The organism is Allobosea robiniae, assembly GCF_900102525.1.
Lineage (GTDB): Bacteria > Pseudomonadota > Alphaproteobacteria > Rhizobiales > Beijerinckiaceae > Allobosea > Allobosea robiniae.
The window spans coordinates 263,607-285,890 of sequence record NZ_FNBZ01000007.1 but is presented as its reverse complement, the minus strand read 5'-3'; the positions used below and the strand labels follow the sequence as shown (position 1 = coordinate 285,890).

The window sequence follows — 22,284 nt, the reverse complement described above, 5'->3', positions numbered from 1 at the left end:
CAGGTTGTCGCCTCGTGCGATGGGCCGGTCAGGAGCCGACATATTTGCGGAACGGCGCGGCGCTCTTTTCGGCTGCGGCGAGCTCTTCCGGCGTCAGCTTGAGCTTGCCGATGAAGTCATTGGTGAACAGCGTGCCGACATCCGGCTTCACCGCTCCCTCGCCGGCTGCATATTTCATCACGAGATCGGCCATCATGGCGACCTTGGCCGGATCGGCCCAGCCAAAGCCGTTCTGCTTAACCTCAGGCACGAGATTGGTGAGGTTCGTCAGCCCGAGCCCGATCCGGGCGTATTCCTTGCCGGTCGAGGAAATGGCGACCTCGCTATTGGCCTTCAGGAAGATGTCCACGGACTCGTCGAAATTCGTCATCGTGAACTTGATCGCGTCCATGGCCCCCTGGACGAAAGCCTCGCACAGCGCCTTGTCCTGTTTTAGTCGGGCTGGCTGGGTCGTCAGGGACTGGCCGTAGAACTCGATGCCGGCCGCGGAGAACAGCATGAACCGGACATCGGTGCCGAGCGGCGCCAGGGACGGTACCGTGCTGGTGGCGAAGGCCGAGACCGCATCGACCTGTTTCTCGACCAGCGTGCGCTCGCGCACCTTGCCGTCGATCTGCAGGATCTGGAGCTTCGAGAGGTCGAGGCCCACCTTCTCGGCATAGAGCGGCAGGAACGGGTATTCGCCGGAGGTCACGCTGGCGCCGAGCTTCTTGCCTTCGAGGTCCTTGGGGCCCTTGATCGGCGAACCCGACAGGACGCCGATGCCCATCAGCGCGTCGTAGTTAATCTGGCCGATGCAGGTGATCGGCAGCTTCTTCGCCGCCTGCACGATCACCGTCGGGGTGGCCGCCATGCCGAAATCGAAGGTGCCGGCGCTGACCGCTTGCGCCGCCGCTCCCGAACCTGAACCGCGCGCCACCGAGACGTCGAGCCCATGGCGCTTCCAGAAACCCTTGTCGCGCGCGACATAGGCGAAAAGGTTCGGTCCTTCGGGAATCCAGGAGGTCGTGAACGAAACCTTCTTCAGCCCCTGCGCGAGCGCGGGCATGGCGATGGCACTCGTCATGGCTGCCGCTGCAGCGGCACCGAAGCCCTTGAGAGCAGTGCGACGTGAAACACGCATCCGATATCTCCCCTTTTATTGTCGCCGGCCTGCCTGTGGCGACGCTGACACCAGCATCACCGTGATCTCCGCCGTGCGCAAGTGTCATTATGCACAAAATCAATTCCTGCATAATTTTTTACCGACAAGCTGCGTTTTTAGGTTGTTTGGTATGCGGGTTCTGTGCAAACACTCCCCACGAAAGAGCTTTATGTCGCTTTCATTATACCAAAATGGCGATACGCCGCGGAGATGTCATGAAAACCTTCGAGGTTCGCAATGCCCATTTCGACCGGCTGGTGAACACGGCCGGCCTGCGCTGGATGGGGCAGAACACCAATCACGCGACGCCGCATTCTGCCGTGCTGGCGGCGATGGAGAAATGCATCCGCGACGAGGAGTTCCACATCTACGCGCCGCCGGCAGGGCTTGAGGAGCTGCGCCACGGCATCGTCGCCGATCTCGGCCTCGAGGGGCAGGCGGCGCTGGTTTCCGACGGGGCGGTCGCCTCACTCTATCATGTCTGCCACAGCCTGCTCGGACCGGGCGACGAGTTCATCACCACCGATCCGACCTGGAACTGGCCGATGGCCTTTGCGCGCGCCGTTGGCGCGAAAGTCACGCAAATTCCGATCTATGGCGAGGAATACGGCTATCGCCTTGCGCCGGAGCGGCTGAAAGCGGCGATCACGCCGAAGACAAAGGTCATCTATATCGTCGATCCGAACAATCCGCTGGGCTCGGCCTGCACGGCGGCCGAGATCGACGGCATCGTGGCAGCCGCGCGTGAGGTCGGTGCCTACCTGATCCACGACTGCACCTATCGCCATTTCGCGCATGAGCACACGCTGGCGGCGACGCGCTACCCCGAGCGGACGCTGACCATCTACAGCTTCTCGAAATGGCTGGGCCTGGCCGGCATGCGCGTCGGCGCGGTCGTCGCCCATCCCGACATCATCGAGAAGCTCTCGGCGGCGCCGCCGAACAATCTCGGCTCGAACATCCTGTCCCAGCGTGCGGCGCTCGCCGGCCTCGGCATCAAAGCCGAGTGGTTTCCCGGCGTCCTGTCGCAGCAGCGCGCCAACCAGAAACTGATCAAGGACGCTGCCGACAGGATTCCAGGCCTGTCCCTGCCGGTCTTCCCGTCGAACGGCAATTTCGTGGTGCTCGAATGCGAGCGCGCCGGGGTGAAGCCGGAGGCGCTCGTCGCAGCCTTTCAGAAGCACGACATCATGATCCGCCAGGGCGCCTATCACACACCCAATTTCGGCGACCGGTTCGTCAAGATCAGCACCACGGTCCCGACCGCCTGGGTCGAGGAGTTCGTCGAGCTGCTGCCGACCATGGTCGAGCAGGTTCGTGGCCAAAACGAAGACGTCAAACTGTTCTGAGCCGGTCTGCCGCGCCGCAGCGCTCATCAAAGGGAGAAAGCGACAATGGATCTTAAGCTGAAGGGCAAGACGGTCCTGATCACCGGTGCGTCCCAGGGCATCGGCGAGGGGCTGGCGCGCTCATTCGCCGAGGAGGGCTGCAATCTTCATGTCGTGGCGCGCTCCGGCGACAGGCTCGAGGCGCTCAAGCGCGAGCTGGAGGCCGGCCATGGCGTGACGGTGACGGCGCATGCGGTCGACCTGACGATTGCGGGCGCGGTGGAACGCCTCGTCGCGGCCGTCGGCGATATCGATATTCTCGTCAACAATGCCGGCGTCATCCCCAGCGGTACATTGTGGGACGTCGACGAGGCGAAATGGCGTGCCGGCTGGGAGCTCAAGGTTTTCGGCTATATCAACCTCACGCGTGCGCTCTATCCGCTGATGAAGGCGCGCGGCGGCGGCGTCATCATCAACAATATCGGCAATGGCGGCGAGGTTTTCGACCCCGCCTATGTCGCGGGCACGACCGGCAATGCCAGCCTCATGGCCTTCACCCGCGCCATCGGCGGCCACTCGCTCGACGACAATATCCGGGTGGTGGGCGTCAACCCGGGGCCGGTCGATACGGACCGCATCTACAACATGCTGAAGAAGCGCGCGGCCGACTGGCTCGGCGATGCCGGCCGCTACGAGGAGTTGCAGCAGCGCTATCCGCTGAAGCGCCCGGCCCATATCCACGAGGTCACCGACCTGATCGTGTTCCTCGCCTCCTACCGGTCCGGCTACACGTCCGGCGCGATCTTCACCGTCGATGGCGGCATCGCCTCGCGCCGTTCCGTGATCTGAGGGGAGCCGCGACATGGCTTTTGCCACGGCCAGCGATGGCGTGAAGCTGTTCTACGAGGAGGCTGGCACCGGCACGCCGATCATCTTCGTGCACGAGTTCGGCGGCAGCCACTGGAGCTGGGAGCCGCAGCTCAATTTCTTCGCGCGCCGGCATCGCTGCATCACCTTCGCGGCGCGCGGCTACCGGCCCTCCGACGTGCCGGAGAGCGCGGAAAGCTATTCCCAGACGCGCGCGGCCGACGACATCGTCGATGTGCTGAGCGCGGCCGGCATCGAGAAGGCCCATGTCGTCGGGCTCTCGATGGGCGGTTTCGCCGCGCTGCATGCGGGGCTGCGCCATGCCGACCGCGTGCTGTCGATCGTTGCGGCCGGCGCCGGCTACGGCGCCGAGAAGGCTCATGAGGACTATTTCAAGGGCATTTCCGAGCAAGTGGCCCGGAATTTTCAGGAGCGCGGTGCCAGGGACTTCGCGCCGACCTATGCCGAGGGCGCCTCGCGTGTGCAGTTCCAGGACAAGGACCCGCGCGGCTGGGCGCTGTTCGCGGAGCGGCTCGGCCAGCACGATTCGCTTGGCGCGGCGAACACCATGCGCGGCGTGCAGATGCGCCGGCCCTCGCTCTATGATCTCGAGGCCGGGTTCCGCGCCATGCAGGCGCCCCTGCTGGTCATGACCGGTGACGAGGATGATCATTGTATCGAGCCGGGGCTCTATCTGAAGCGGGTGGTACCGCGCTGCGGCCTCGCCGTCTTCCCGAAATCCGGCCATACGCTGAATCTCGAGGAACCCGAGCTGTTCAACCGCCTGCTCGCCGAGTTCATCGCACAGGTCGAGGCCGGGCGCTGGGGCGAGCGCGACCCCCGCGCCAACCCGGCGCAGATCATGCGGGTCGATTGAGCATGGCGGCCCCGCAGCGCCTGTCCGATTTCGTCGATGGCGAGCGTCTCTGGGCCCGCCACATGGCGCTGGCCACGTTCGGTGCCCGCGCCGATGGCGGCGTCGATCGCCCGACCCTGTCGCCGCAGGAGGCGCAGGCGCGCGCGCAGATGATCGCCTGGGGCCGCGCGATCGGCCTGGAGCCCTTCACTGACAAGGCGGCGAACCTGTTCCTGCGCCTCGAGGGGCGCGATCCTTCGCTCGCGCCGGTGGTGGCGGGATCGCATATCGACTCGCAGCCGACCGGTGGCAAGTTCGATGGCGTGTTCGGTGTGCTCGCGGCCCTCGAAACCGCGGCGGCGATCGTGGCGCGCGGCGAGCAGCCGCTTCGCCCGTTTGAGATCGTGGCCTGGACCAACGAGGAAGGCTCGCGTTTCGCGCCGGGCATGACGGGCTCCGACCTCTTCACCGGAACCAAGGCTCTCGAGGCCGTGCTGCCCATCCGCGACGCGGACGGCATCAGCATCGGCGAAGCGGTGGCATCGATCCTGGCGGCCGACGACAAGGTGCCGCTGCGGGCGTTCGGCCTGCCGATCGCCGCCTATGTCGAGCCCCATATCGAACAGGCCTCCGTGCTCGAAGAGGCGGGCATCCCGATCGGTATCGTGTCGGGCATCCAGGGGACGCGGCGTTATCGGATCCGCGTGATGGGCGAGGCCGCCCATGCCGGCACCGCCTTGCGCAAGGATCGGCGCGATGCGCTGATGGCGGCTGTCCGCATGATCCGCGCCATCGACGAAGCGGCGATGGAGCCGGCCGATACGCTGCTGACGGTCGGCATGTTGCAGGTGACGCCAAACGCCCCGTCTGTTGTGCCGGCGGAGGTCTTCTTCTCCATCGATCTCCGGCACCCGGACAATGCCGTGGTCGACCGGGTCGATGCCGCGATCCGCCGCATTGTCGAGGAGATGAAGGGGAATTGCAGCGTCGAGCTGAAGCAGATCCAGCATTCGCCCTCGCTGAACTTCGCGCCCGCGATTCGCAGCGCCATTGCCGAAGCGGCTGCGGCGCGCGGCATTCCCGCCATGGACGTCTATTCGGCAGCCGGCCATGACGCGCGCCAACTGCACTATATCTGCCCTGCCGGGATGATCTTCGTGCCATGCCGGGGCGGGGTGTCCCACAACCCCGACGAATGGGCTGAACCGGAGCACCTGACCGCGGGCGCGCAGGTCCTTGCAGACGTCGTCTGGCACCTCGCCAATTCAGCCTGATCAGCGCTGCACGCTCCAGATCTCGCCGGCCTGTGCGACACGTCCCTCCGCATGCAGTTTCTCAAGATGGGCTATCACATTGCGTTCAGCCGCCCGCCGAAGCCAGGGATCGGTCTTGGAGTAGAGCCGATCCATCAGGTCCCAGGCGTTGGATGGCCCGGAGCGCAACGCTTCGAAAATCGCCTCCTCCCGCTCGACCCGCCGATTGAGCAGGTCTGCGACATAGGGTGTGGGATTGGGTAGCGGAGGGCCGTGGCCCGGCAGGTAAAGACTGTCGTTGCGTGACAGCATCAGGCGGAGGCTCGCGCAGTAAGCGGCCATGTTGCCATCGGGCGGGGAGACGATGCTGCTCGACCACGACATCACGTGATCGGCGCTAAAGACGACCCCGTCCCGGGCTGCGAAGCAGAGATGGTCGCTGGCGTGCCCCGGCGTGTGGATCGCGAGCATGCCGGCCACCATGTCGCGGTCGTGGACGAGGACATCCGGCTCGAAGGATGGATCGGCCACCCGATGAAAGGCGAAGGTCGGCGCTCCCGTCCTGGCCTTGAGGGAAGAGGTGGCGCCCAGATGATCCGAATGGGTGTGGCTGAGAAGGATGGCGCAGACCTTGCCCCCCGTTGCCGCGATGATGTCGTCGAGGTGGCCGGCATCCTCCGGGCCAGGATCGAGCACGATGAACCCTTGATCCGACTCGATGAGGTACGTGTTCGTGCCGTGGTAGGTCATCAGGCTCGGATTATTCGCGACGATGCGTCTGACGCCTGGCAGAACGGGCAGGGCGACGCCCCGCTGAGGCTCCGGTTCCTCGAGAAAAGCCAATCTTCAGTCCTTCCGGGTCATGTTCAGGGCTCCAGCCCGACGCAACGCGCTCCGAGCTGCCGGCTTCAGGACGCGCATTGAAATCTCGCGGCCGGACGATCTTGTCGATCACGCTGATGAGTCGGGCGGACAGATCGGTCAAGAGCCGCTGTCAGCACGCCGCCGGAGCGGATGCCCGGATATGGCGAGGACCATATCCTGCCTATCCATGAGCCTCGAAGCCCTGCTCGCGGATGAGAGCGAATTCCGAGCCGGCGAACAGCTCCAGTTGGGCTTCCATCTCCCGGCCCAATGCCTGGCGGAGGAGGACAGGCGCCGCTGCGTCGATCAGCTCCGATTGCTTCCGGAGCGCTGCCGGCGGCCGGCGCGCCAATCTAGCAGCTTTCTCGAACGCAGCGTCGGCGAGCTCCGTGGTTTCGACGACCCATTCGACGAGATGCCAATCCGCGGCCTGCCGCGCGTCCGTGATTTCGCCGCTTGCCAGGAGCCATTTCGCGCGGGCGGGGCCCAGGAGCCGCGTCAGCAGCGCGGATGATCCGGTGTCGGAGACGACGCCGAAGCCGACTTCGGGAAAGCTGTATTTCAGATCGGCACCGGCGATGCGGAAGTCGCATCCCAGCGCCAGCTCCGCCCCGGCGCCGATCGCATGGCCGTGCAGGGCGCAGATCGAGGGCTTTCCCAACTCGCATTGCAGCAGCCGCAGTTCCTGTGCCGCAAGGATGAGCTCACGATGCGAGGCATGCTTCCCAGTTTCAAGAAAACCATTGCGGTCCCGTCCGGAACAGAAGGAACGCCCGGCGCCCTGCAGCAGCACGGAGCGCACCGCGTCGTCGTCCCGCGCCCAGATCAGCGCTTCCTTCAGCGCAGCGCGTGCGGCGTCGTTGAGCGCGTTGTGCACGCGGGGGCGGTTCAAGGTGATGATGCCGACACCATCCCGCAGATCATGCAGGACCGCGGGCGCTTCATCGGTGGGTATTGCGACCTTCTCTGACATGCCGGAACTCTTCCCGCCTTTCACCGCACCCGGAATTTCGGATCGAACCAATCCCGCAGGCTGTCGCCGACGAGGCTGAAGGCGAGCACGGTGACCGTGATCGAAAGCCCCGGGAAAACGATCATCCAGGGCGCCTCGCGATAGAAGTCCGAGGTATTCCCCGACAGCATCAGCCCCCATGAGGGCTGGGGTTCCGTTACGCCCAGTCCCAGAAAGGAGAGGGCCGCCTCGAGCAGGATCGACTGCGCGATATAGGCGCTGACGAGGATCAGGAAGGGTGCGGCGACGTTGGGCGCGATATGGCGAAGAATGATCCGGGCACTGCGCAGCCCGGAGGCGCGGGCAGCCTCGACATAGGGCATTGTCACGATGGTGAGCGCCGAGGAGCGGATCACGCGCGCGGCGTTCGGGATGATCGCGATGGCGATCGCGAAGATGACGTTCAGATCGATGCCCTCGCTGGTGCTGCGACCGAAAATTGCGACGATGACGATCGCCAGCACGATGATGGGCAGGGCCAGCATGAGATCGGTCAGGCGCTGGATGATCAGATCGACCAGGCCGCCGTAATAGGCGGATGCGATGCCGATCAGCGCGCCGATCGAGCAGCCGACCAGCGAGGCGGAAACGCCGATCGTCAACGCCGTCCGGGCGCCGAAGATCACGCGGGAGAAGATGTCTCGCCCCAGCGAATCCGTGCCGAAGAGATGCTCCATGGACGGCGGCTGAAGCGCTGTGTCGAACCCCAGGGCGAGCGGATCGTAAGGCGCCAGCCAATCCGCGAAGGCAGCCGCGGCAGCCATCAGGACGACCACGCACAGGCCGATCGTGCCGACCGGCTGCGAGGCCAGGAAGCGCCGCACCGCGCCCCGGCGCCGCGGCGGGATCGAAAGCTCGTCGCCCCCGCTCATCGCGACCACTCGATGCGCGGGTCGAGCCAGACATAGAGAATATCGAGCACCAGATTGGTCAGCACGAAGACCAAGGCGAGCACCATCACGATGCCCTGGATCATGACGTAGTCGTAATGGGCGACGGATTGCACCAGAAGCTTGCCGATGCCGTTGAGGTTGAAGACCTGTTCGGTCACGACGAGGCCGCCCACCAGGAATGCGAATTCGAGCCCGACGATGGTGATGGTCGGCAGCAAGCCATTGCGGATGGCGTGGCGCCAGATCAGGTCGCGCTCCGGCGTGCCCTTCGCCCGCGCGGTGCGGATATAGTCCTCCTGCAGGACTTCGAGCAGCGAGGAGCGGACCATGCGGGCTGCGACCGCCGCATAGCGGTAGCCCACCGCCAGAGCCGGCCAGATCAGCTGGTTGAGGTTGGCGAGCGGGTCCTGCCAGAACGGCGTGTAGGTGATCGGTGGCGCCCAGTTGAACAGATAGAGCAGCATGAGGATAAGCATCATGCCGAACCAGAAGGACGGGACGGCCATGCCCGAGGCCGCGACGAGACGGATCACGTAATCCAGCGGCGTTCCCGGATAGATCGCGGAGAGCGTGCCGAGCGGCAGCGCGATCAGCGTGGCGATCAGCGCCGCCATCACCGCCACCTGCAGCGACAGCCCGATCCTCAAGCCGATCTCGCTGGTCACCGGCTGCCCGGTCCACATCGAGACGCCGAGATCGCCCCTTGCCGCGCGGGAAACCCATTCGACGAACTGGATCGGGAGGGAGCGGTCGAGCCCGAGCCGTGCGCGCTCGGTGGCGATGAGTTCCGCGCTCACCGCCGCGCCGTCGCCGCGCAGCTTCGCCTCGACGATATCCCCCGGCAGGACGCGCAGCATCAGAAAGATCAGGACGGCAACGCCCAGCAAGGTGGGGATCATCAGGGCGATCCGCCGCAAAAGAAAACCCGTCATCGCGCGTCTCTCGTCCCGATCTCCATCCGGCCCCTATTTGTCGAGCCAGATGTCGGCCAGATCCAGGTTCAGGAACTGGCTGGGCGCGAGCTTCCAGTTCTTGAGCTTGGCGTTGCTGACGATGATGCGGTTCGCCCAGAAGAGCGGCGCGTAATAAGCCTGATCCAGGACGCGGCGGGAGATCTGGGCGAGGATTTCCTTGCGCTTCGCCGGGTCGAGCTCGGCGCGCTGCTTCTCGTAGAGCGCGTCGATCTCGCGATCCTCGTATTTCGCCGTATTGAACGGCGTCTTGTCGCGTGACTGGTATTTGGAGAAGATCACCGTCGGCTCGTCGGTCGCCTCGGCGATCGCGTCCATCAGCACGTCGAACTGGCCGTTGGCCCGCGAAGCGACCCAGACCGGGTTTTCCAGCATGTCCTGGCGCGCATTGACGCCGATGCGCCGCCACTGGTCGATCACCCAGGTGCCGATGGTCACATAGGGCTCGCCGACATTGCGGTTGCCGAAGGCGAAGGAGAGGTTGGGCACGCCGGCTTCCTTCAGGAGCCGCCGCGCCTCGGCCCGCCGCGCTTCGATGTCGCCGCCGTAGCCCGGGAGCTTCGCCAGTTCGGCGGGGGTCTCGGCCAGATCGTAGCCGGGGCGCTGCAGGGCGCCGACGCCGCCCATGAAGGTGACGCGCGAAATCACCTCGGAGCCGCCGGTCCGGTCGATCGCGAGGTTGAGCGCGCGGCGCACCCGCACATCGTCGAACGGCTTGCGCTGCGTGTTGAAGGCGATCTTGATCATGGTCGTCATCGTGCCGCTCTGCACGGAGACGGTATCCTTGCGGGCGGCCACCAGCCGATCGCGCTGCTGCGGCGTCAGGGAGCGGAACTCGGTGTCGACCTGGTCCGATTGCAGGGCGTTGAGGATCGCCGGGCCGCTCATGAAGAACAGCTTGAAGCCGTCGAGATAGGGCTGCCCCTTGCGATGGAAATCCGCGTAGCGCTCCCCTTCCCAGGTCGAGCCGGAGACGCGCTCCTTGAACTTGAAGGGGCCCGAGCCGAGAACCTGCTTCTCGGGAAAGTGCGGGTCCGTCTCCAGCTTGGCGGCGCTGTAGACGCAGTTCAGCGGGTTGGCCAGGAGCTCGAGCAGCGCCACTTCCGGCTGCGAGAGGCGCAGGACCACCGTCAGGTCGTCGACCGCCTCGATCGAGGCGATGCGCTGGAAGAGCGGTCCCCGTGCCGAGACGATGCCCTTCGGCGGCTTGCGGATGCGCTCCAGCGAAACCGCGACGTCCCGCGCCGTGAGCGGCGAGCCGTCATGGAATTTCACGCCGGGGACCAGCTTGAAGGTATAGGTCAGGCCGTCTTCCGAGACGGTCCAGTTCTCGGCCAGGTCGCCGATCACCTTCGGGTAGTTCTGCGGGTCGTAGCGCACCAGAGTGGAATAGTGCGGCGCGAGCGCGCTGGTCACATAGACCGTCGTCGCGGCATGGCAATCGAGCGTATAGGGCTCGGCAAGGACGGCCTGGCGCAGCGTGCCGCCCCGGACCGGTTCCTGCGCGGTGGCGGATTGGCTGAATAGCGCCAGCACAATGGCTGCCGCTGCTGTAAGTCCACGCATTGTTTCCTCCCTGTGCGTAAGACCCCGGGCATCTTTGATGCTTCTCGGGGGACGGTCCCTAAGGCTGCTGGTTCGACATGATCACCGTTCCACTGGCCGCGAACATGCCGCCGACGCCGTGGCAGACCGAGACCTTCGCGCCCTCGACCTGTGCAGGGGCGATGCCGCGCATCTGCCGGACGCTCTCCTGCAGCGCGTACATGCCGTACATGCCGGAATGCATGTAGCTGAGGCCGCCGCCATTGGTGTTGACGGGCAGCTTGCCGCCGGGCGCCGTGTTCCGCTCCCAGATGAAGCGCGCTGCCTCGCCGCGGGGCACGAAGCCGAGATCTTCCAGGCCGAAGATCGGAAGATGCGCGAAGGCGTCGTAGAACATGGCATGGTCGACATCCGCATGGGTGATGCCGGCCTCGGCGAAGGCGGTGGCGCCGGCGACGCGGAAGGCGCGCGACGAGGTGAAGTCGGCCATCTGGCTGATCATCGGCGTTTCCGTGCTTTCGCCGGTTCCGAGGATGTAGACGGGCTTCTGCGGGAAGTCCTTCGCGCGATCGGCCGAAGTCAGGATCAGGGCGCCGCCGCCATCGGTGACCAGGCAGCACTGCAGGATCCGGAACGGGTAGGCGATCATCTTCGAGTTCAGGACGTCGTCGACGGTGATCGGGTCCCTGAAGCTGGCGCGCGGGTTGCGGGCTGCCCATTCGCGCTGCACGACCGCGACCATCGCCAGCTGCTCATGCGTCAGGCCGTATCTCTTCATGTAGCGCAGCACGGGAACGGTGAAGAGCGTCGGCGGTCCGCTGGGACCGTAGGGCAGCTCGAACTGCCCGGCATAGCTCTCGGGCTGCGTCGTCGGCCGCACCAGTCCGATCCGGGAACGCCCGCTCTCGCCATGGGTGATCAGCACCGTCGAGCACAGCCCGGCCGTGATCGCCGCCGCGGCATGGCGCACATGCAGCATGAAGGAGCAGCCGCCGACATAGGTGCCGTCCACCCATTTGGGCGTCAGGCCGAGATAATGCGCCACATTGGTCGGGATTTCCCCGGCACAGGCATAGCCGTCGATGTCGGAGGGCTTCAGCCCGGCATCGCGTATGGCGTTGCGCGCGGCATCGGCATGGAGCTGGATCTGCGAGGCGTCGGGGATATGCCCCATCCGCGTCGTCTCGGCGGCGCCGACGATGGCGATCGATCCGGGTCTCATCCGCGCGCCCCCACCGGGCGGAAGAGCGGCAGCGTGATCTCGTCGTCCAGCTTCTGGAAAACGACCTCCACGGCCATGTCGAGCTGCAGCGCCTCAGGCGTCTGCGGGCAGTCGACGATGTTGGACATCAGCCGCGGCCCTTCCTGCGTTTCTACCACGGCGATCGCATAGGGCGGCGTAAAGCCGGGCGCCGGGCGATGGCTGATGACGTAGCTGTAGAGCGTGCCCCGGCCGGAGGCCGCATAGACCGTGACGTCATCGGCGTTGCAATGCGGACAGAACGGGCGCGGCGGAAAGTAGGAGCGCTCGCAGGCGTTGCAGCGCTGCAGCCGGAGCTCTCCTTCGCGCGTCCCCTCCCAGAAGTGCCGGGTCTCGGGGGTCGGCTTCGGCCGCGGTCGTTCGGATGGTGTCGCCATGTCGGGATGCTCATTCGTGCGAATTTATGATCGATGACATTTATTCGAATGAATGTCCAGCCGCGCAGGCCGGATCAGGCACGCCTCTCCCATCGCGACAGAACGGTCGAGATGTCGTCCAGCGTGACGGGCGGCAGAGGGGCCGCTGGGCTGGTCCGGCTGAAGCGCGGCGCCGGCGCCGGCTGCGTGATGCCGTCGACGGCGACGAAAGCACCGCGGGCCTGCATGTGAGGGTGGTGCGGGGCTTCCGCGAGCGACAGCACCGGCGCGAAGCAGGCGTCGGTGCCTTCGAGAAGCGCGCACCATTCGGCCTGGGTCTTTTCGGCGAAGCGCGCCGCCAGGATTGCGCGCCCTTCCGGCCAGCGCGCCTTGTCATGCTGGGGCGGTAGCGTCTCGGCCTCGATCTCCAGCGCATCGATCAGGAGCGCGTAGAATTTCGGTTCGAGCGCGGCGACGCTAACCCATTGGCCGTCGCTGCATTCGTAGCAATCGTAGAAGAAGGCGCCGGAATCGAGAATGTTGGCACCGCGATCGAGCTCCCAGCGCCCGGCGGCGTAAAGGCCGTGGAACACGGCCATCATCGAACTCGCGCCTTCGGTCATGGCCGCATCGACGACCTGCCCTGTACCGGAACGCTGCGTCTCGAGAAGCGCGCAGGCCAGACCGAATGCCAGATAGAGCGCGCCACCGCCGAAATCGCCGACGAGATTGAGCGGCGGTGTCGGCGGCTGGCCCTGCCGGCCCATCGCATGGAGGGCGCCCGTGATCGCGATGTAGTTGAGGTCATGGCCTGCAGCCTGGGCGAGTGGACCGTCCTGGCCCCAGCCCGTCATCCGGCCGTAGACCAGGCGAGGATTGGCGGCCAGGCAGGCTTCAGGCCCGAGGCCGAGGCGTTCCATGACGCCGGGGCGCGAGCCCTCGATCAGGGCGTCGGCGCGGGCGACGAGCGTCCGGGCGGCCTTGAGGCCGGCTTCAGTCTTGAGGTCCAGCGTCACGCATTGCCGATTGCGGCGCAGCACGTCATGGGCCGGTGATTTCGGCACGCCGAGTTCGCTGCCCTGCCGCTCGATGCGGACGACGTCCGCCCCCAGATCGGCAAGCAGCATGGCGCACATGGGCCCTGGCCCGATCCCGGCGAATTCTACGACTTTAATCCCCGACAGCGGTCCCAATCGTGCCTCCCGTCACCTGTCGACGCACGGGGCGCGGCATCGCCGCGCCGGCGACTTGTCTATTAATACGAACAAATATTGTCCATCCTAAAAATCTGTGTTCTGAAGGGGCGGAGCGCGCGGCCTCGATGCCGCCGCCGACGCATAAGACCGGAGGAAATGCGCGATGACCGCAAAGGGGCCCCTTTCGGGCATAACCGTCGTTGACCTGACCCGCGTCCTGGCCGGGCCATACTGCACGATGATGCTCGCCGACATGGGCGCTCGGGTGATCAAGGTCGAACCGCCGGGGCTCGGGGACGATTCACGTCAGTTCGGGCCCTTCATCCAGGGCCGGCCCTGCTATTTCGGCTCGGTCAACCGCGGCAAGGAATCGATCGCGCTCGATCTCAAGTCCGAGGCGGACCGGGCGGTGTTCGAGAAGTTGCTGGAGCGCGCCGATATCCTGACCGAGAATTTCCGGCCCGGGGTGCTCGAAAGGCTGGGCTATGGCTGGGAGCATCTTCACGAGCGCTATCCGCGCCTGATCTATGCGTCGACATCCGGGTTCGGCCATGCCGGTCCGGCACGCGACCGCCCATCCTACGACATGGTCATCCAGGGCATGTCCGGGATGATGAGCGTGACAGGTCCGAGCGGGGGCGAGCCCTGCCGCGTCGGTATCTCGATCGCGGATGTCGGCTCGGGCATCTTCACCGCTGCCGCCGTCAACGCCGCGCTGCTGCATCGCGAGCGCACCGGCGAGGCCTCGCGCGTCGATATCGCGATGTATGACTGCCTGCTGGCGATGCTGGAAAGCACGATCTCGCGCTACACCATGGCTGGCGAGGTCGGCGGACGCATGGGCTCCCGCCACCCGGCGATCATGCCGTTCGAGGCCTTCGCAACGGCGGATGGGCACATCGTGCTGGCCTGCGGCAATGACAAGATGTTCGGGCTGCTCGCCCGGGCGCTCGGCCTGCCGGAGCTGATCGAGGACGAGCGCTTCCGCCGCAACGAGCTGCGCGTCGCGAACCGGGAAATCCTCCACGAGCTGATCGAGGAGCGCCTGCGGGGAGACCGCACGGCGAACTGGCTCGCGCATTTCGACGCTGCCGGCGTTCCCGCCGGGCCGATCAATTCCATCGACGAGGCGCTGAGCCACCCCCAGGTGGCGGCACGCAACATGCTGATCTCGGTCACCGACCCGGTGCTAGGGCCGGTCCAGATCGCGGGGACGCCGCTCAAATTCTCGACTTTCGAGGATCCGCCGACGCGCCGTGTCGCGCCGGACCTCGATCAGGATCGCAGAGCCATCCTGGCAGAGCTCGGCCTCGCCTGACGCCATCTGAACAATAGGGAGAGACGCATGTCGAAACGATCGATCTTTCAGGAAGAACACGACCAGTTCCGGCGCACCGTGCGCCGCTTCGTCGAGGCCGAGATCCTGCCCCACCGGGTCGCGTGGGAGAAGGCGGGCACGGTGCCGCCGGAGGTGTGGCGCAAGGCGGGCGAGGCCGGCCTGCTCTGCTGCGACCAGCCCATCGAGCATGGCGGCGGCGGCGGGGACTTCCTCCACAACGTCATCGTCAACGAGGAGATGACCGCTGCGGGCGGATCCGGCCCGGCCTTCAGCGGTCATTCCGATATCGTCGTGCCCTATCTCAGCGTCTACGGGACGCCTGAGCAGAAAGAGCGCTGGCTGCCTGCGATGGCGCGCGGCGAGGTGATCACCGCGATCGGCATGACAGAGCCGTCGGCTGGGAGCGACCTGCAGGCGATGCGGACGAGCGCGGTCCGCGATGACGACGATTACGTCATCAACGGCCAGAAGGTCTTCATCAGCAACGGCCATCAGGCGCATCTGCTGCTGCTGGCCTGCAAGACCGACCCGACCGCACGCGGCAAGGGCATCAGCATGGTCCTGGTCGAGACGGACAGGCCCGGCTTCACGCGCGGGCGGATGCTCGAAAAGATCGGCCGCAAGGCGCAGGATACGTCGGAACTGTTCTTCGCGGACCTGCGGGTCCCGGTCTCCAACCTGCTCGGTCAGGAGGGGGCGGGATTCGGGATGATGATGAACCTGCTCGCGCAGGAGCGGCTGAGCTCGGCCGTGCGGGCGATGGCCGCGACGGAGCGTGCCCTGCAATCGACCGTGGACTATGTCAGCGAGCGCGAGGCGTTCGGCCGCAAGATCGCCGATTTCCAGAACACCCAGTTCCTGCTGGCGGATCTCTGGTCGGAAACCATGGTGCACCGGGTCTTCGTCGACGACTGCATCGCGCGGCATCTGCGCGGCGAATTGTCGGCGGTCGATGCCGCAGCGGCCAAGCTGAGGGCCAGCGAGCTGGAAGGCCGGGTGATCGACCAGTGCCTGCAGCTCTTCGGCGGCTGGGGCTATATGTGGGAATACCCGATCGCGCGGGCCTATGCGGATGCCCGCGTCGACCGGATCTCGGCGGGGAGCAACCATATCCTGAAGCTGATCATCGGCCGCGACTTGCTGCGGCCCGCCCGGACGTAAACGCCGCTGCCGGCCGCAGGCATCGCCTGCGGCCGGCATATGGCCCGTCTCAGATCGGGTCCCAGGAGAAGACGTCCGCCGAGCGCTCGAGCGGATAGAAGGACGATTTGAAGGCCGGCAGCATGTGCTCGGCGATCGTCTGCGGCGTCCAGCCGTCGCTCCGCTGCGCCGCCCTGATCGGCCGTGGCTGGCTGAACAGGAACAGCTCGTTCTTGCGCGAGCCGAAGATCTGCCCGTTGACGTCCTTGGCGAGATCGCTGGCGAGAAACACGGTGAGCGGCGCGATCTTGGCCGCGGTCATCGCCTTGATCCGCTCGACGCGCAGCTTCTCGGCCTCCGTTTCGGTCGGGATCGTGCCGACGAGCCGGCTCCAGGCGAAAGGCGAGACGCAGTTGGAGCGCACGTTGAAGCGCTGCATGTCCAGGGCGATCGCCTTGGAGAGGCCGATGACGCCGAGCTTAGCGGCCATGTAGTTCGCCTGGCCGAGATTGCCGACGAGGCCCGATGTCGAGGTGAAGTGCACGAAGGCGCCGCTCTGCTGCTCCTTGAAGAAGGGGCAGGCCGCCTTGGAGACGTTGAAATAGCCGTTGAGATGCACGTTGATCACCGACGACCAGTCGTCATGCGACATGCGGTGGAAGATGCGGTCGCGCAGGATGCCGGCATTGTTGATCACGGCATCGATCCTGCCGAAGCTGTCGACCGCCTGCTGAACCATGCGTTCCGCTGCTACCGGGTCGGTGATGCTGTCCCCGTTCGCGACGGCACGCCCCCCCGCCGCCTTGATCTCGGCGACGACGTCCTCTGCAGGGCCGGCGCTGCGTCCTCCGCCTTCCGCGTCCCCGCCGAGATCGTTGACCACGACCGCGGCCCCTTCCGCCGCCGCCAGAAGGGCGATTTCGCGGCCGATCCCGCGGCCGGCGCCCGTGACCAGGACGACCTTACCCTGCAAAGAATCACTCATTGTCCATCCCCGTCGCTGTCCTCTCGCGCCTGTCGCGCGGACGCACGAAGGCGCTAGCCTTCTCCCACCCGGCCGGCGCGCGCGCAAGAAAAAATTCGACTTTAATGGGAAGAGGCGTTGTCATTTCAGTCGAATGAATATTGAATGATAAGGCAGGAGCGCGCTCCCCACTCACGATAATCCGGATGACGCTGATGCCGATCGACTACGATGCCATCAAATCCTGGCGGATCGAGCCGAAGGACCACAGCTTCACCGCGCGCGACACCATGCTTTACGCGCTCGGCCTCGGCCTGGGCGGCGACGAGAGCCGGTCCGAGGATCTGAGCTTCGTCTACGAGCGCGGCTTGCAGGCCTTGCCCAGCTTCGCGGGTGTTCTCGGTTACCCCGGCTTCTGGTTGCAGGACCCTGCGACCGGGATTGACTGGAAGCGCATCCTGAACGGCGAGCAGGGACTGATCCTGCACCGGCCGCTTCCTCCGGAGGGGCGTGTCATCGGGCGCACACGGATCGAGGAGGTCGTCGACAAGGGTGCCGACAAGGGCGCCGTCATTTATACCGTACGCGACGTGGTCGATGCCGTGACGGGCGATCTCATCGCGACGGTCACGAACTCCATCTTCGCGCGAGGAGATGGCGGCTTCGGCGGCCCTGCCACGTCCGGCATCCGGGTTCTTCCATCGCCGCCGGAGATGCAGCCCGACCACATCGTCGACCATCCTACCATTCCGCAGGCGGCGCTGATCTACCGGCTGTCGGGCGACTACAATCCGCTTCATGCCGATCCCGCGGTGGCTCGCACTGCGGGCTTCCCGCGCCCGATCCTGCATGGAGCGGCAACCTGGGGCATCGCAGCCTATGCGTTGCTACGCGCCCTATGCGGGGGATCGCCAGCGCGGTTCCAGCGTTTCGACTGTCGCTTCTCCGCCCCGGTCTATCCCGGCGAGACGATTAGGACCGAGATCTGGTCCGTGAAGCCGGGTTCGGCCGCTTTCCGCTGCCGCGCGGTCGAGCGGGACATCGTGATCCTCAATAACGGGATATTCGAATTCGCCGCCGGATGAGCGGGCGCGGGCGCCTCTAACAACAAGGCGGGGAGGGTGAACCTCTCCGAACAGGGGAGTGATGGACATGCATTGGACGCTTGCTCTGATCGTCGGGCTGCTGATGGCCGCGAACCCATGCGAACGCGCCGCAGCCCGGGCCACGATTTCCGATGATGTCGTCCGGATTGGCCTCCTCCTCGACATGTCGGGGCCGTATTCGGACTATTCCGGCGAAGGCGCCGCGACAGCGGCACGGATGGCGGTCTCTGATTTTGGCGGCACCGTGCTCGGCAAACCGGTCGAGGTGCTGGCAGCGGATCATCTCAACAAACCCGACATCGCGTCGAGCCGCGCGCGCGAATGGTTCGACAACGGGAAGGTCGATGCGATCCTCGAGACCATCGCGACCGGCCCGGCGCTGGCGGTGCTGGAAATCGCCAAGCAGAAGAACAAGATCGTCGCCTTTAGCGGGCCGGGTGCGGTGCGGCTCACCAACGAGAGCTGCTCGCCGATCTCGATCCACTACGCGCTGGACAGCTATGCCCTGACCCGTGCGACCGTGAAGGCGCTGACGGCGCGAGGTCTCGACAGCTGGCATATCCTCGCCCTCGACAGCGTCTTCGGCGCGGATCTGATCCAGGATGCCGGGGCGGCTCTCGCCGATACCGGCGGAAAGCTCGTGGGCACGACGCGTCACCCGTTGGCGACGACCGATTTCTCGTCTTTCCTGGTCGCTGCGCAAAGCTCGGGCGCGAAGGTCATCGCGCTCGCGAATGCCGGCAACGACACGGCCAACGCGCTGAAGACGGCACGCGAGTTCGGCATCGGTGTTGGCGGCAAGCAGCGCATGGCGTCGCTCTACACGCTGATCAACGACATCAACGCGATCGGTGTCGAGGGCGCGCAGGGGCTGATCTTCACCGAGGCGTTCTACTGGAACCGCAACGAGCAGACCCGCGCCTGGTCGCGCCGATTCTACGAGACGATGAAGCGGATGCCGAATGCCGAGCAGGCGGCGGTGTATTCGACGGTGCTGCATTATCTCGGCGCGGTCAAACAGGCTGGCACCGACGAAACAGGTGCTGTGATGAAGCAGATGCGCGAGCGGCCGATCAACGACATCTTCGCCACCAACGGCAGGATCCGCGAGGACGGCCGGATGGTCCACGACATGTATCTGGTCGAGGTCAAGAAGCCGTCCGAGGTGAAGGAGCCATGGGACCTCTACAACGTCCTGGCTACGATTCCCGGCGACGAAGCCTTCCAGCCGCTGTCCCGCTCGCGCTGCCCGCTAGTCAAGAAGTAACCGCGCGATGGCGGTGGAGCGGAAGGGCATACGCCCGGTGGCGCTGGGTGGCTGGATCGACAATCTGGCGCTGCAGCATGGCGAAGCGCCGGCGCTGTTCGACGAGGACCGTCCGGTTTCCTACGCGCAGCTCGCGCGGCGCAGCCGGCGCCTCGCCGCCGGTCTTGCCCGGCTCGGCATCGGGCAGGGAGACCGTGTCGCGGTCTGGCTGCCGAACTGCTCGGCCTGGATCGAGACCCTGCTCGGCTGTGGTCGCCTGGGGGCGATCGTGGTGTCGCTCAACACCCGCTTCCGCGCGGCGGAGGTCGGCGACATCCTCGGCCGCTCGGGCGCGCGTGCTCTCGTCATGTCTCCCGACTTCGCGCCGATCGCCTATCGCGAGATCCTGGCGAACGTCCCGCCCGCAGAATTGGCCGCGGTGACGACGATCGTGACCTTGACGGAAGAGGCCGCGCCCGTTCTGGAGGGCCGCCGCCAGGCCAGCTATGCCTCGCTGCTGGAATGCGGTGAATGGGACGGGCCGGCGATATCGCCAGCGACAGGGTGCTTGATCCTCACCACGTCAGGCACCACGAAGAAACCGAAATTCGTGCTGCACTCCCAGCAAGGCCTGGTCACGCATGCCTTCGACGTTGCCGCCGCGCCGGGCTTCTATGGTGAACCGGGCAGCGCCGGCATGTCGATCATGCCGCTATGCGGCGCATTCGGCCTCACCCAGACGATCGGCGCGCTGGCCGGCGGCGCTCCCACGGTTCTGATGCGCAGTTTCGATCCGGAGGTCGCCGCGGCCGCGATCCGCCAGCGCGGCGTCACCAATATGGCCGGCGTCGACGATGTCTTCTATCGCCTGCTCCAGACGAGCGACGACGCCGTGCCCTTTCCGGAATTACGCTTCGTCGTATTCGGCTCCTTCAACAATTCGTCCGACGACTTCGTCCGAGCGGCCGATCAGCGCGGGCTGCTTGCGGTGGGCGCCTACGGGATGTCCGAATTTCAGGGGCTGTTCTCTCTCCAGCCCAGGGAGGCGGGGCCGGAGCGCCGGGCGCGCGGTGGCGGTCATCCGGTCTCCGCTGCGGCGATCGTCCGCGTCCGCGATCCGGACACCGGCCGCCTTCTCGCCGTCGACGAGAGCGGGGAGCTCGAGGTCGCGGCTCCGAGCATGATGCTCGGCTATTTCGGTGACCCGGAGGCGACCGCGGCCGCATTCACCGACGATGGCTTCCTGCGGACGGGTGATGCCGGCTGCCTGCGCGCGGATGGGAGCTTCGAGTTCCATGCGCGCATGAACGATGCCCTGCGCCTGGGAGGGTTCCTCGTCAGTCCGGCGGAGATCGCCGAGATGGTCGCGTCCCACCCGATGGTGAGCGAGTGCCAGGTCGTCGGAGCCCATGGTCCGGACGGGTACAGGGCAGTCGCCTTCGTCATTGCGGCGGAAGGTGGCTTTGCCGAAGCCGCGGTGCAGGAGCATTGCCGGGGACGACTCGCCAAGTTCAAGCAACCGGCGCGCATCCTGGCCGTCGACACGTTTCCGGCGACGGACGGGCCGAACGGGCCGAAGGTTCAGCGCAACCTGCTGCGCGCGATGGCAGAGGCCGCCCTGAAAGGGTGAAGTGCCATCGGATTTATTCATCCGAATTTTATATCGAAATCTCCGCGCGGGCAGTTGCCTCGCCTGCGGGCGCGCTATATCAATCGAATGAATAAAAATGGAAAGCGGGAATGCTTGGAGCAATTCTGTCGGGGCTGAAGGTCGTCGACCTCACGCAAAATGTGGCCGGGCCGTTCTGCACCCAGGTGCTCGGCGACATGGGCGCGACGGTGATCAAGGTCGAGCGTCCCGGGCGCGGCGACGACACGCGTGACTGGCCGCCGCGACATGGGGACCAGTCGGCGACATTCCTTGCCCTCAACCGGAACAAGAGCAGCATCTGCCTGGATCTGGACCACCCCGAGGGGTTGGCCGTGCTCAAGCGCCTCGCCGCCGATGCCGACGTCATCATCCACTCGATGAAGCCCGGCAGCGCCGAAAGCCGCGGATTGGGCCACGCCGATCTCGCTGCAGGCAATCCGCGCCTGATCTACTGTGCCATCAGCGCCTTCGGGCAAGCCGGGCCGCTGGCTGCCCTGCCGGGTTACGATCCGCTGATGCAAGCCTTCACGGGCATCATGAGCACGACCGGCAACGAGGGCGACGCGCCGGTGCGCGTGGCCGTCTCGCTGATCGATCTCGGCACCGGGATGTGGGCCGCGCTGGGTGTTTTGGCCGGCGTCATCGAGCGCGGCCGGAGCGGGCGCGGGATGCTCGTGGAAGCGAGCCTGCTCGACACCGGCATCGGCTGGATGAGCGTATTCGTCGCGACCTATCTCGCGACCGGAACGCTGCCGCAAAAGCTCGGCTCTGGCATGGCGATGGCTGCTCCCTATCAGCTCTTCCCGGCGCGCGACGGCCATGTGTTCATCGCGGCCGGAAACGACGGGCTGTTCGAGCGCGTCTGCGGCGGGCTGGATTGCCGCGAACTCGTGGCGGATAGGCGTTTCGCCACCAACACCGCGCGTGTCGCAAACCGCGAAGCGCTCGTCGCCGCGATCAGCGCGGTCACGCAGCAATTGCCGGCAGCCGATATCGTCTCGCGGCTGCGCGCGGCGGGGGCTCCATGCAGCGAGCTCAACTCGGTCGCGCAGATGCTCGCGCATCCGCAGGTCGAGGCGGCGGGGATCATCGCGGATCTGCCGGCGGCTGAGCGCGAGAGCCATCGCATCGTCGCCTTGCCCCTCAAGCTGGCAGGAAGCCGTTCGGCCAGGCTCGAGCCGCCGCCCGCGCTCGGCGCCGACACGGCGTCCCTGCTCTCGGGCCTTGGTTACGCATCCGACGAGATCGACCGCCTTCGCCTCGCCGGGGCGGTTGGGTAAAGCAGCCTCTTC

Annotated in this window: 20 protein-coding genes; 10 read left to right on the top strand and 10 right to left on the bottom strand. The window is 66.0% G+C overall.

Translation table 11 applies throughout. The features are described from left to right. Positions 1–28: 28 nt before the first annotated feature. Entirely contained in the window at positions 29–1,123 is a 1,095-nt protein-coding gene (locus BLQ70_RS20220) for an ABC transporter substrate-binding protein (protein ID WP_091860481.1), read from the bottom strand. A 236-nt stretch (positions 1,124–1,359) separates the two neighbouring features. Between BLQ70_RS20220 and BLQ70_RS20215 the strand changes: the two genes are divergently transcribed. Genes BLQ70_RS20215 through BLQ70_RS20200 form a run of 4 tightly spaced genes read left to right on the top strand, consistent with a single transcriptional unit; the run spans position 1,360 to position 5,469 of the window. Continuing rightward, positions 1,360–2,493, top strand: coding sequence for a pyridoxal phosphate-dependent aminotransferase (locus BLQ70_RS20215; RefSeq protein ID WP_091860478.1), 1,134 nt, complete (start codon positions 1,360–1,362; stop codon positions 2,491–2,493). Positions 2,494–2,538: 45 nt separating this feature from the next. Next, positions 2,539–3,321, top strand: a complete 783-nt coding sequence (locus tag BLQ70_RS20210; protein WP_091860474.1) for an SDR family oxidoreductase — start codon at positions 2,539–2,541, stop codon at positions 3,319–3,321. A 13-nt stretch (positions 3,322–3,334) separates the two neighbouring features. Then, positions 3,335–4,216 carry an alpha/beta fold hydrolase gene (locus BLQ70_RS20205; protein WP_091860471.1) on the top strand — a complete coding sequence of 294 codons (882 nt, stop codon included), beginning with the start codon at positions 3,335–3,337 and terminating at the stop codon, positions 4,214–4,216. A 2-nt stretch (positions 4,217–4,218) separates the two neighbouring features. Beyond that, entirely contained in the window at positions 4,219–5,469 is a 1,251-nt protein-coding gene (locus BLQ70_RS20200; RefSeq protein WP_091860467.1) for a M20 family metallo-hydrolase, read from the top strand. Here BLQ70_RS20200 and BLQ70_RS20195 read toward each other — a convergent pair whose 3' ends face one another. The 8 genes from BLQ70_RS20195 to BLQ70_RS20160 all read right to left on the bottom strand — a co-directional run bounded on the left by BLQ70_RS20195 (position 5,470) and on the right by BLQ70_RS20160 (position 13,543). Continuing rightward, a complete protein-coding gene (locus BLQ70_RS20195; protein WP_091860464.1) occupies positions 5,470–6,291 on the bottom strand; it encodes an MBL fold metallo-hydrolase in 822 nt (273 codons plus the stop codon). It abuts the gene before it with no gap. Positions 6,292–6,493: 202 nt separating this feature from the next. Then, positions 6,494–7,285, bottom strand: coding sequence for an enoyl-CoA hydratase/isomerase family protein (locus tag BLQ70_RS20190; protein ID WP_091860461.1), 792 nt, complete (start codon positions 7,283–7,285; stop codon positions 6,494–6,496). Positions 7,286–7,305: 20 nt separating this feature from the next. Continuing rightward, positions 7,306–8,196, bottom strand: coding sequence for an ABC transporter permease (locus BLQ70_RS20185; RefSeq protein ID WP_091860796.1), 891 nt, complete (start codon positions 8,194–8,196; stop codon positions 7,306–7,308). After that, the gene (locus tag BLQ70_RS20180) at positions 8,193–9,149 is read right to left on the bottom strand and encodes an ABC transporter permease (protein WP_091860458.1); all 957 of its coding nucleotides are present in this window, start codon (positions 9,147–9,149) and stop codon (positions 8,193–8,195) included. Before BLQ70_RS20180 ends, BLQ70_RS20185 begins: the two co-directional genes overlap by 4 nt. Positions 9,150–9,182: 33 nt before the next feature. Further along, complete coding sequence (locus tag BLQ70_RS20175) at positions 9,183–10,754, bottom strand: ABC transporter substrate-binding protein (protein WP_091860454.1); 1,572 nt, start codon at positions 10,752–10,754, stop codon at positions 9,183–9,185. Between the two features lie 58 nt (positions 10,755–10,812). Then, entirely contained in the window at positions 10,813–11,955 is a 1,143-nt protein-coding gene (locus BLQ70_RS20170) for a thiolase C-terminal domain-containing protein (protein ID WP_091860451.1), read from the bottom strand. Then, a complete protein-coding gene (locus tag BLQ70_RS20165) occupies positions 11,952–12,371 on the bottom strand; it encodes a Zn-ribbon domain-containing OB-fold protein (RefSeq protein WP_061966137.1) in 420 nt (139 codons plus the stop codon). The genes BLQ70_RS20170 and BLQ70_RS20165 overlap by 4 nt, the downstream gene beginning before the upstream one ends. Positions 12,372–12,445: 74 nt before the next feature. Then, on the bottom strand, positions 12,446–13,543 hold the full coding sequence (locus tag BLQ70_RS20160; protein WP_091860448.1) for a CaiB/BaiF CoA transferase family protein: 1,098 nt from the start codon (positions 13,541–13,543) through the stop codon (positions 12,446–12,448). A gap of 166 nt (positions 13,544–13,709) precedes the next feature. On the opposite strand from BLQ70_RS20160, the gene BLQ70_RS20155 reads away from it, so the two are divergent. Continuing rightward, positions 13,710–14,864, top strand: a complete 1,155-nt coding sequence (locus BLQ70_RS20155) for a CaiB/BaiF CoA transferase family protein (protein WP_091860445.1) — start codon at positions 13,710–13,712, stop codon at positions 14,862–14,864. A gap of 27 nt (positions 14,865–14,891) precedes the next feature. After that, positions 14,892–16,046 (top strand): acyl-CoA dehydrogenase family protein, encoded by a 1,155-nt coding sequence (locus tag BLQ70_RS20150; protein WP_091860442.1) that lies wholly within the window; start codon positions 14,892–14,894, stop codon positions 16,044–16,046. A gap of 49 nt (positions 16,047–16,095) precedes the next feature. Here BLQ70_RS20150 and BLQ70_RS20145 read toward each other — a convergent pair whose 3' ends face one another. Beyond that, entirely contained in the window at positions 16,096–17,010 is a 915-nt protein-coding gene (locus tag BLQ70_RS20145) for an SDR family NAD(P)-dependent oxidoreductase (RefSeq protein ID WP_091860439.1), read from the bottom strand. A 185-nt stretch (positions 17,011–17,195) separates the two neighbouring features. Here BLQ70_RS20145 and BLQ70_RS20140 point away from each other — a divergent pair, with 185 nt between their 5' ends. The 4 genes from BLQ70_RS20140 (at position 17,196) to BLQ70_RS20125 (ending at position 22,272) form a co-directional block, all read left to right on the top strand. After that, the gene (locus BLQ70_RS20140) at positions 17,196–18,074 is read left to right on the top strand and encodes a MaoC family dehydratase (protein ID WP_244512106.1); all 879 of its coding nucleotides are present in this window, start codon (positions 17,196–17,198) and stop codon (positions 18,072–18,074) included. Positions 18,075–18,141: 67 nt separating this feature from the next. After that, complete coding sequence (locus BLQ70_RS20135) at positions 18,142–19,362, top strand: ABC transporter substrate-binding protein (protein ID WP_244512105.1); 1,221 nt, start codon at positions 18,142–18,144, stop codon at positions 19,360–19,362. Between the two features lie 7 nt (positions 19,363–19,369). Beyond that, positions 19,370–20,971, top strand: coding sequence for an AMP-binding protein (locus BLQ70_RS20130; RefSeq protein WP_091860433.1), 1,602 nt, complete (start codon positions 19,370–19,372; stop codon positions 20,969–20,971). Between the two features lie 110 nt (positions 20,972–21,081). Beyond that, positions 21,082–22,272: a CaiB/BaiF CoA transferase family protein gene (locus tag BLQ70_RS20125; RefSeq protein WP_061966124.1), complete on the top strand. Its 1,191-nt coding sequence runs from the start codon at positions 21,082–21,084 to the stop codon at positions 22,270–22,272. Positions 22,273–22,284: the final 12 nt, after the last annotated feature.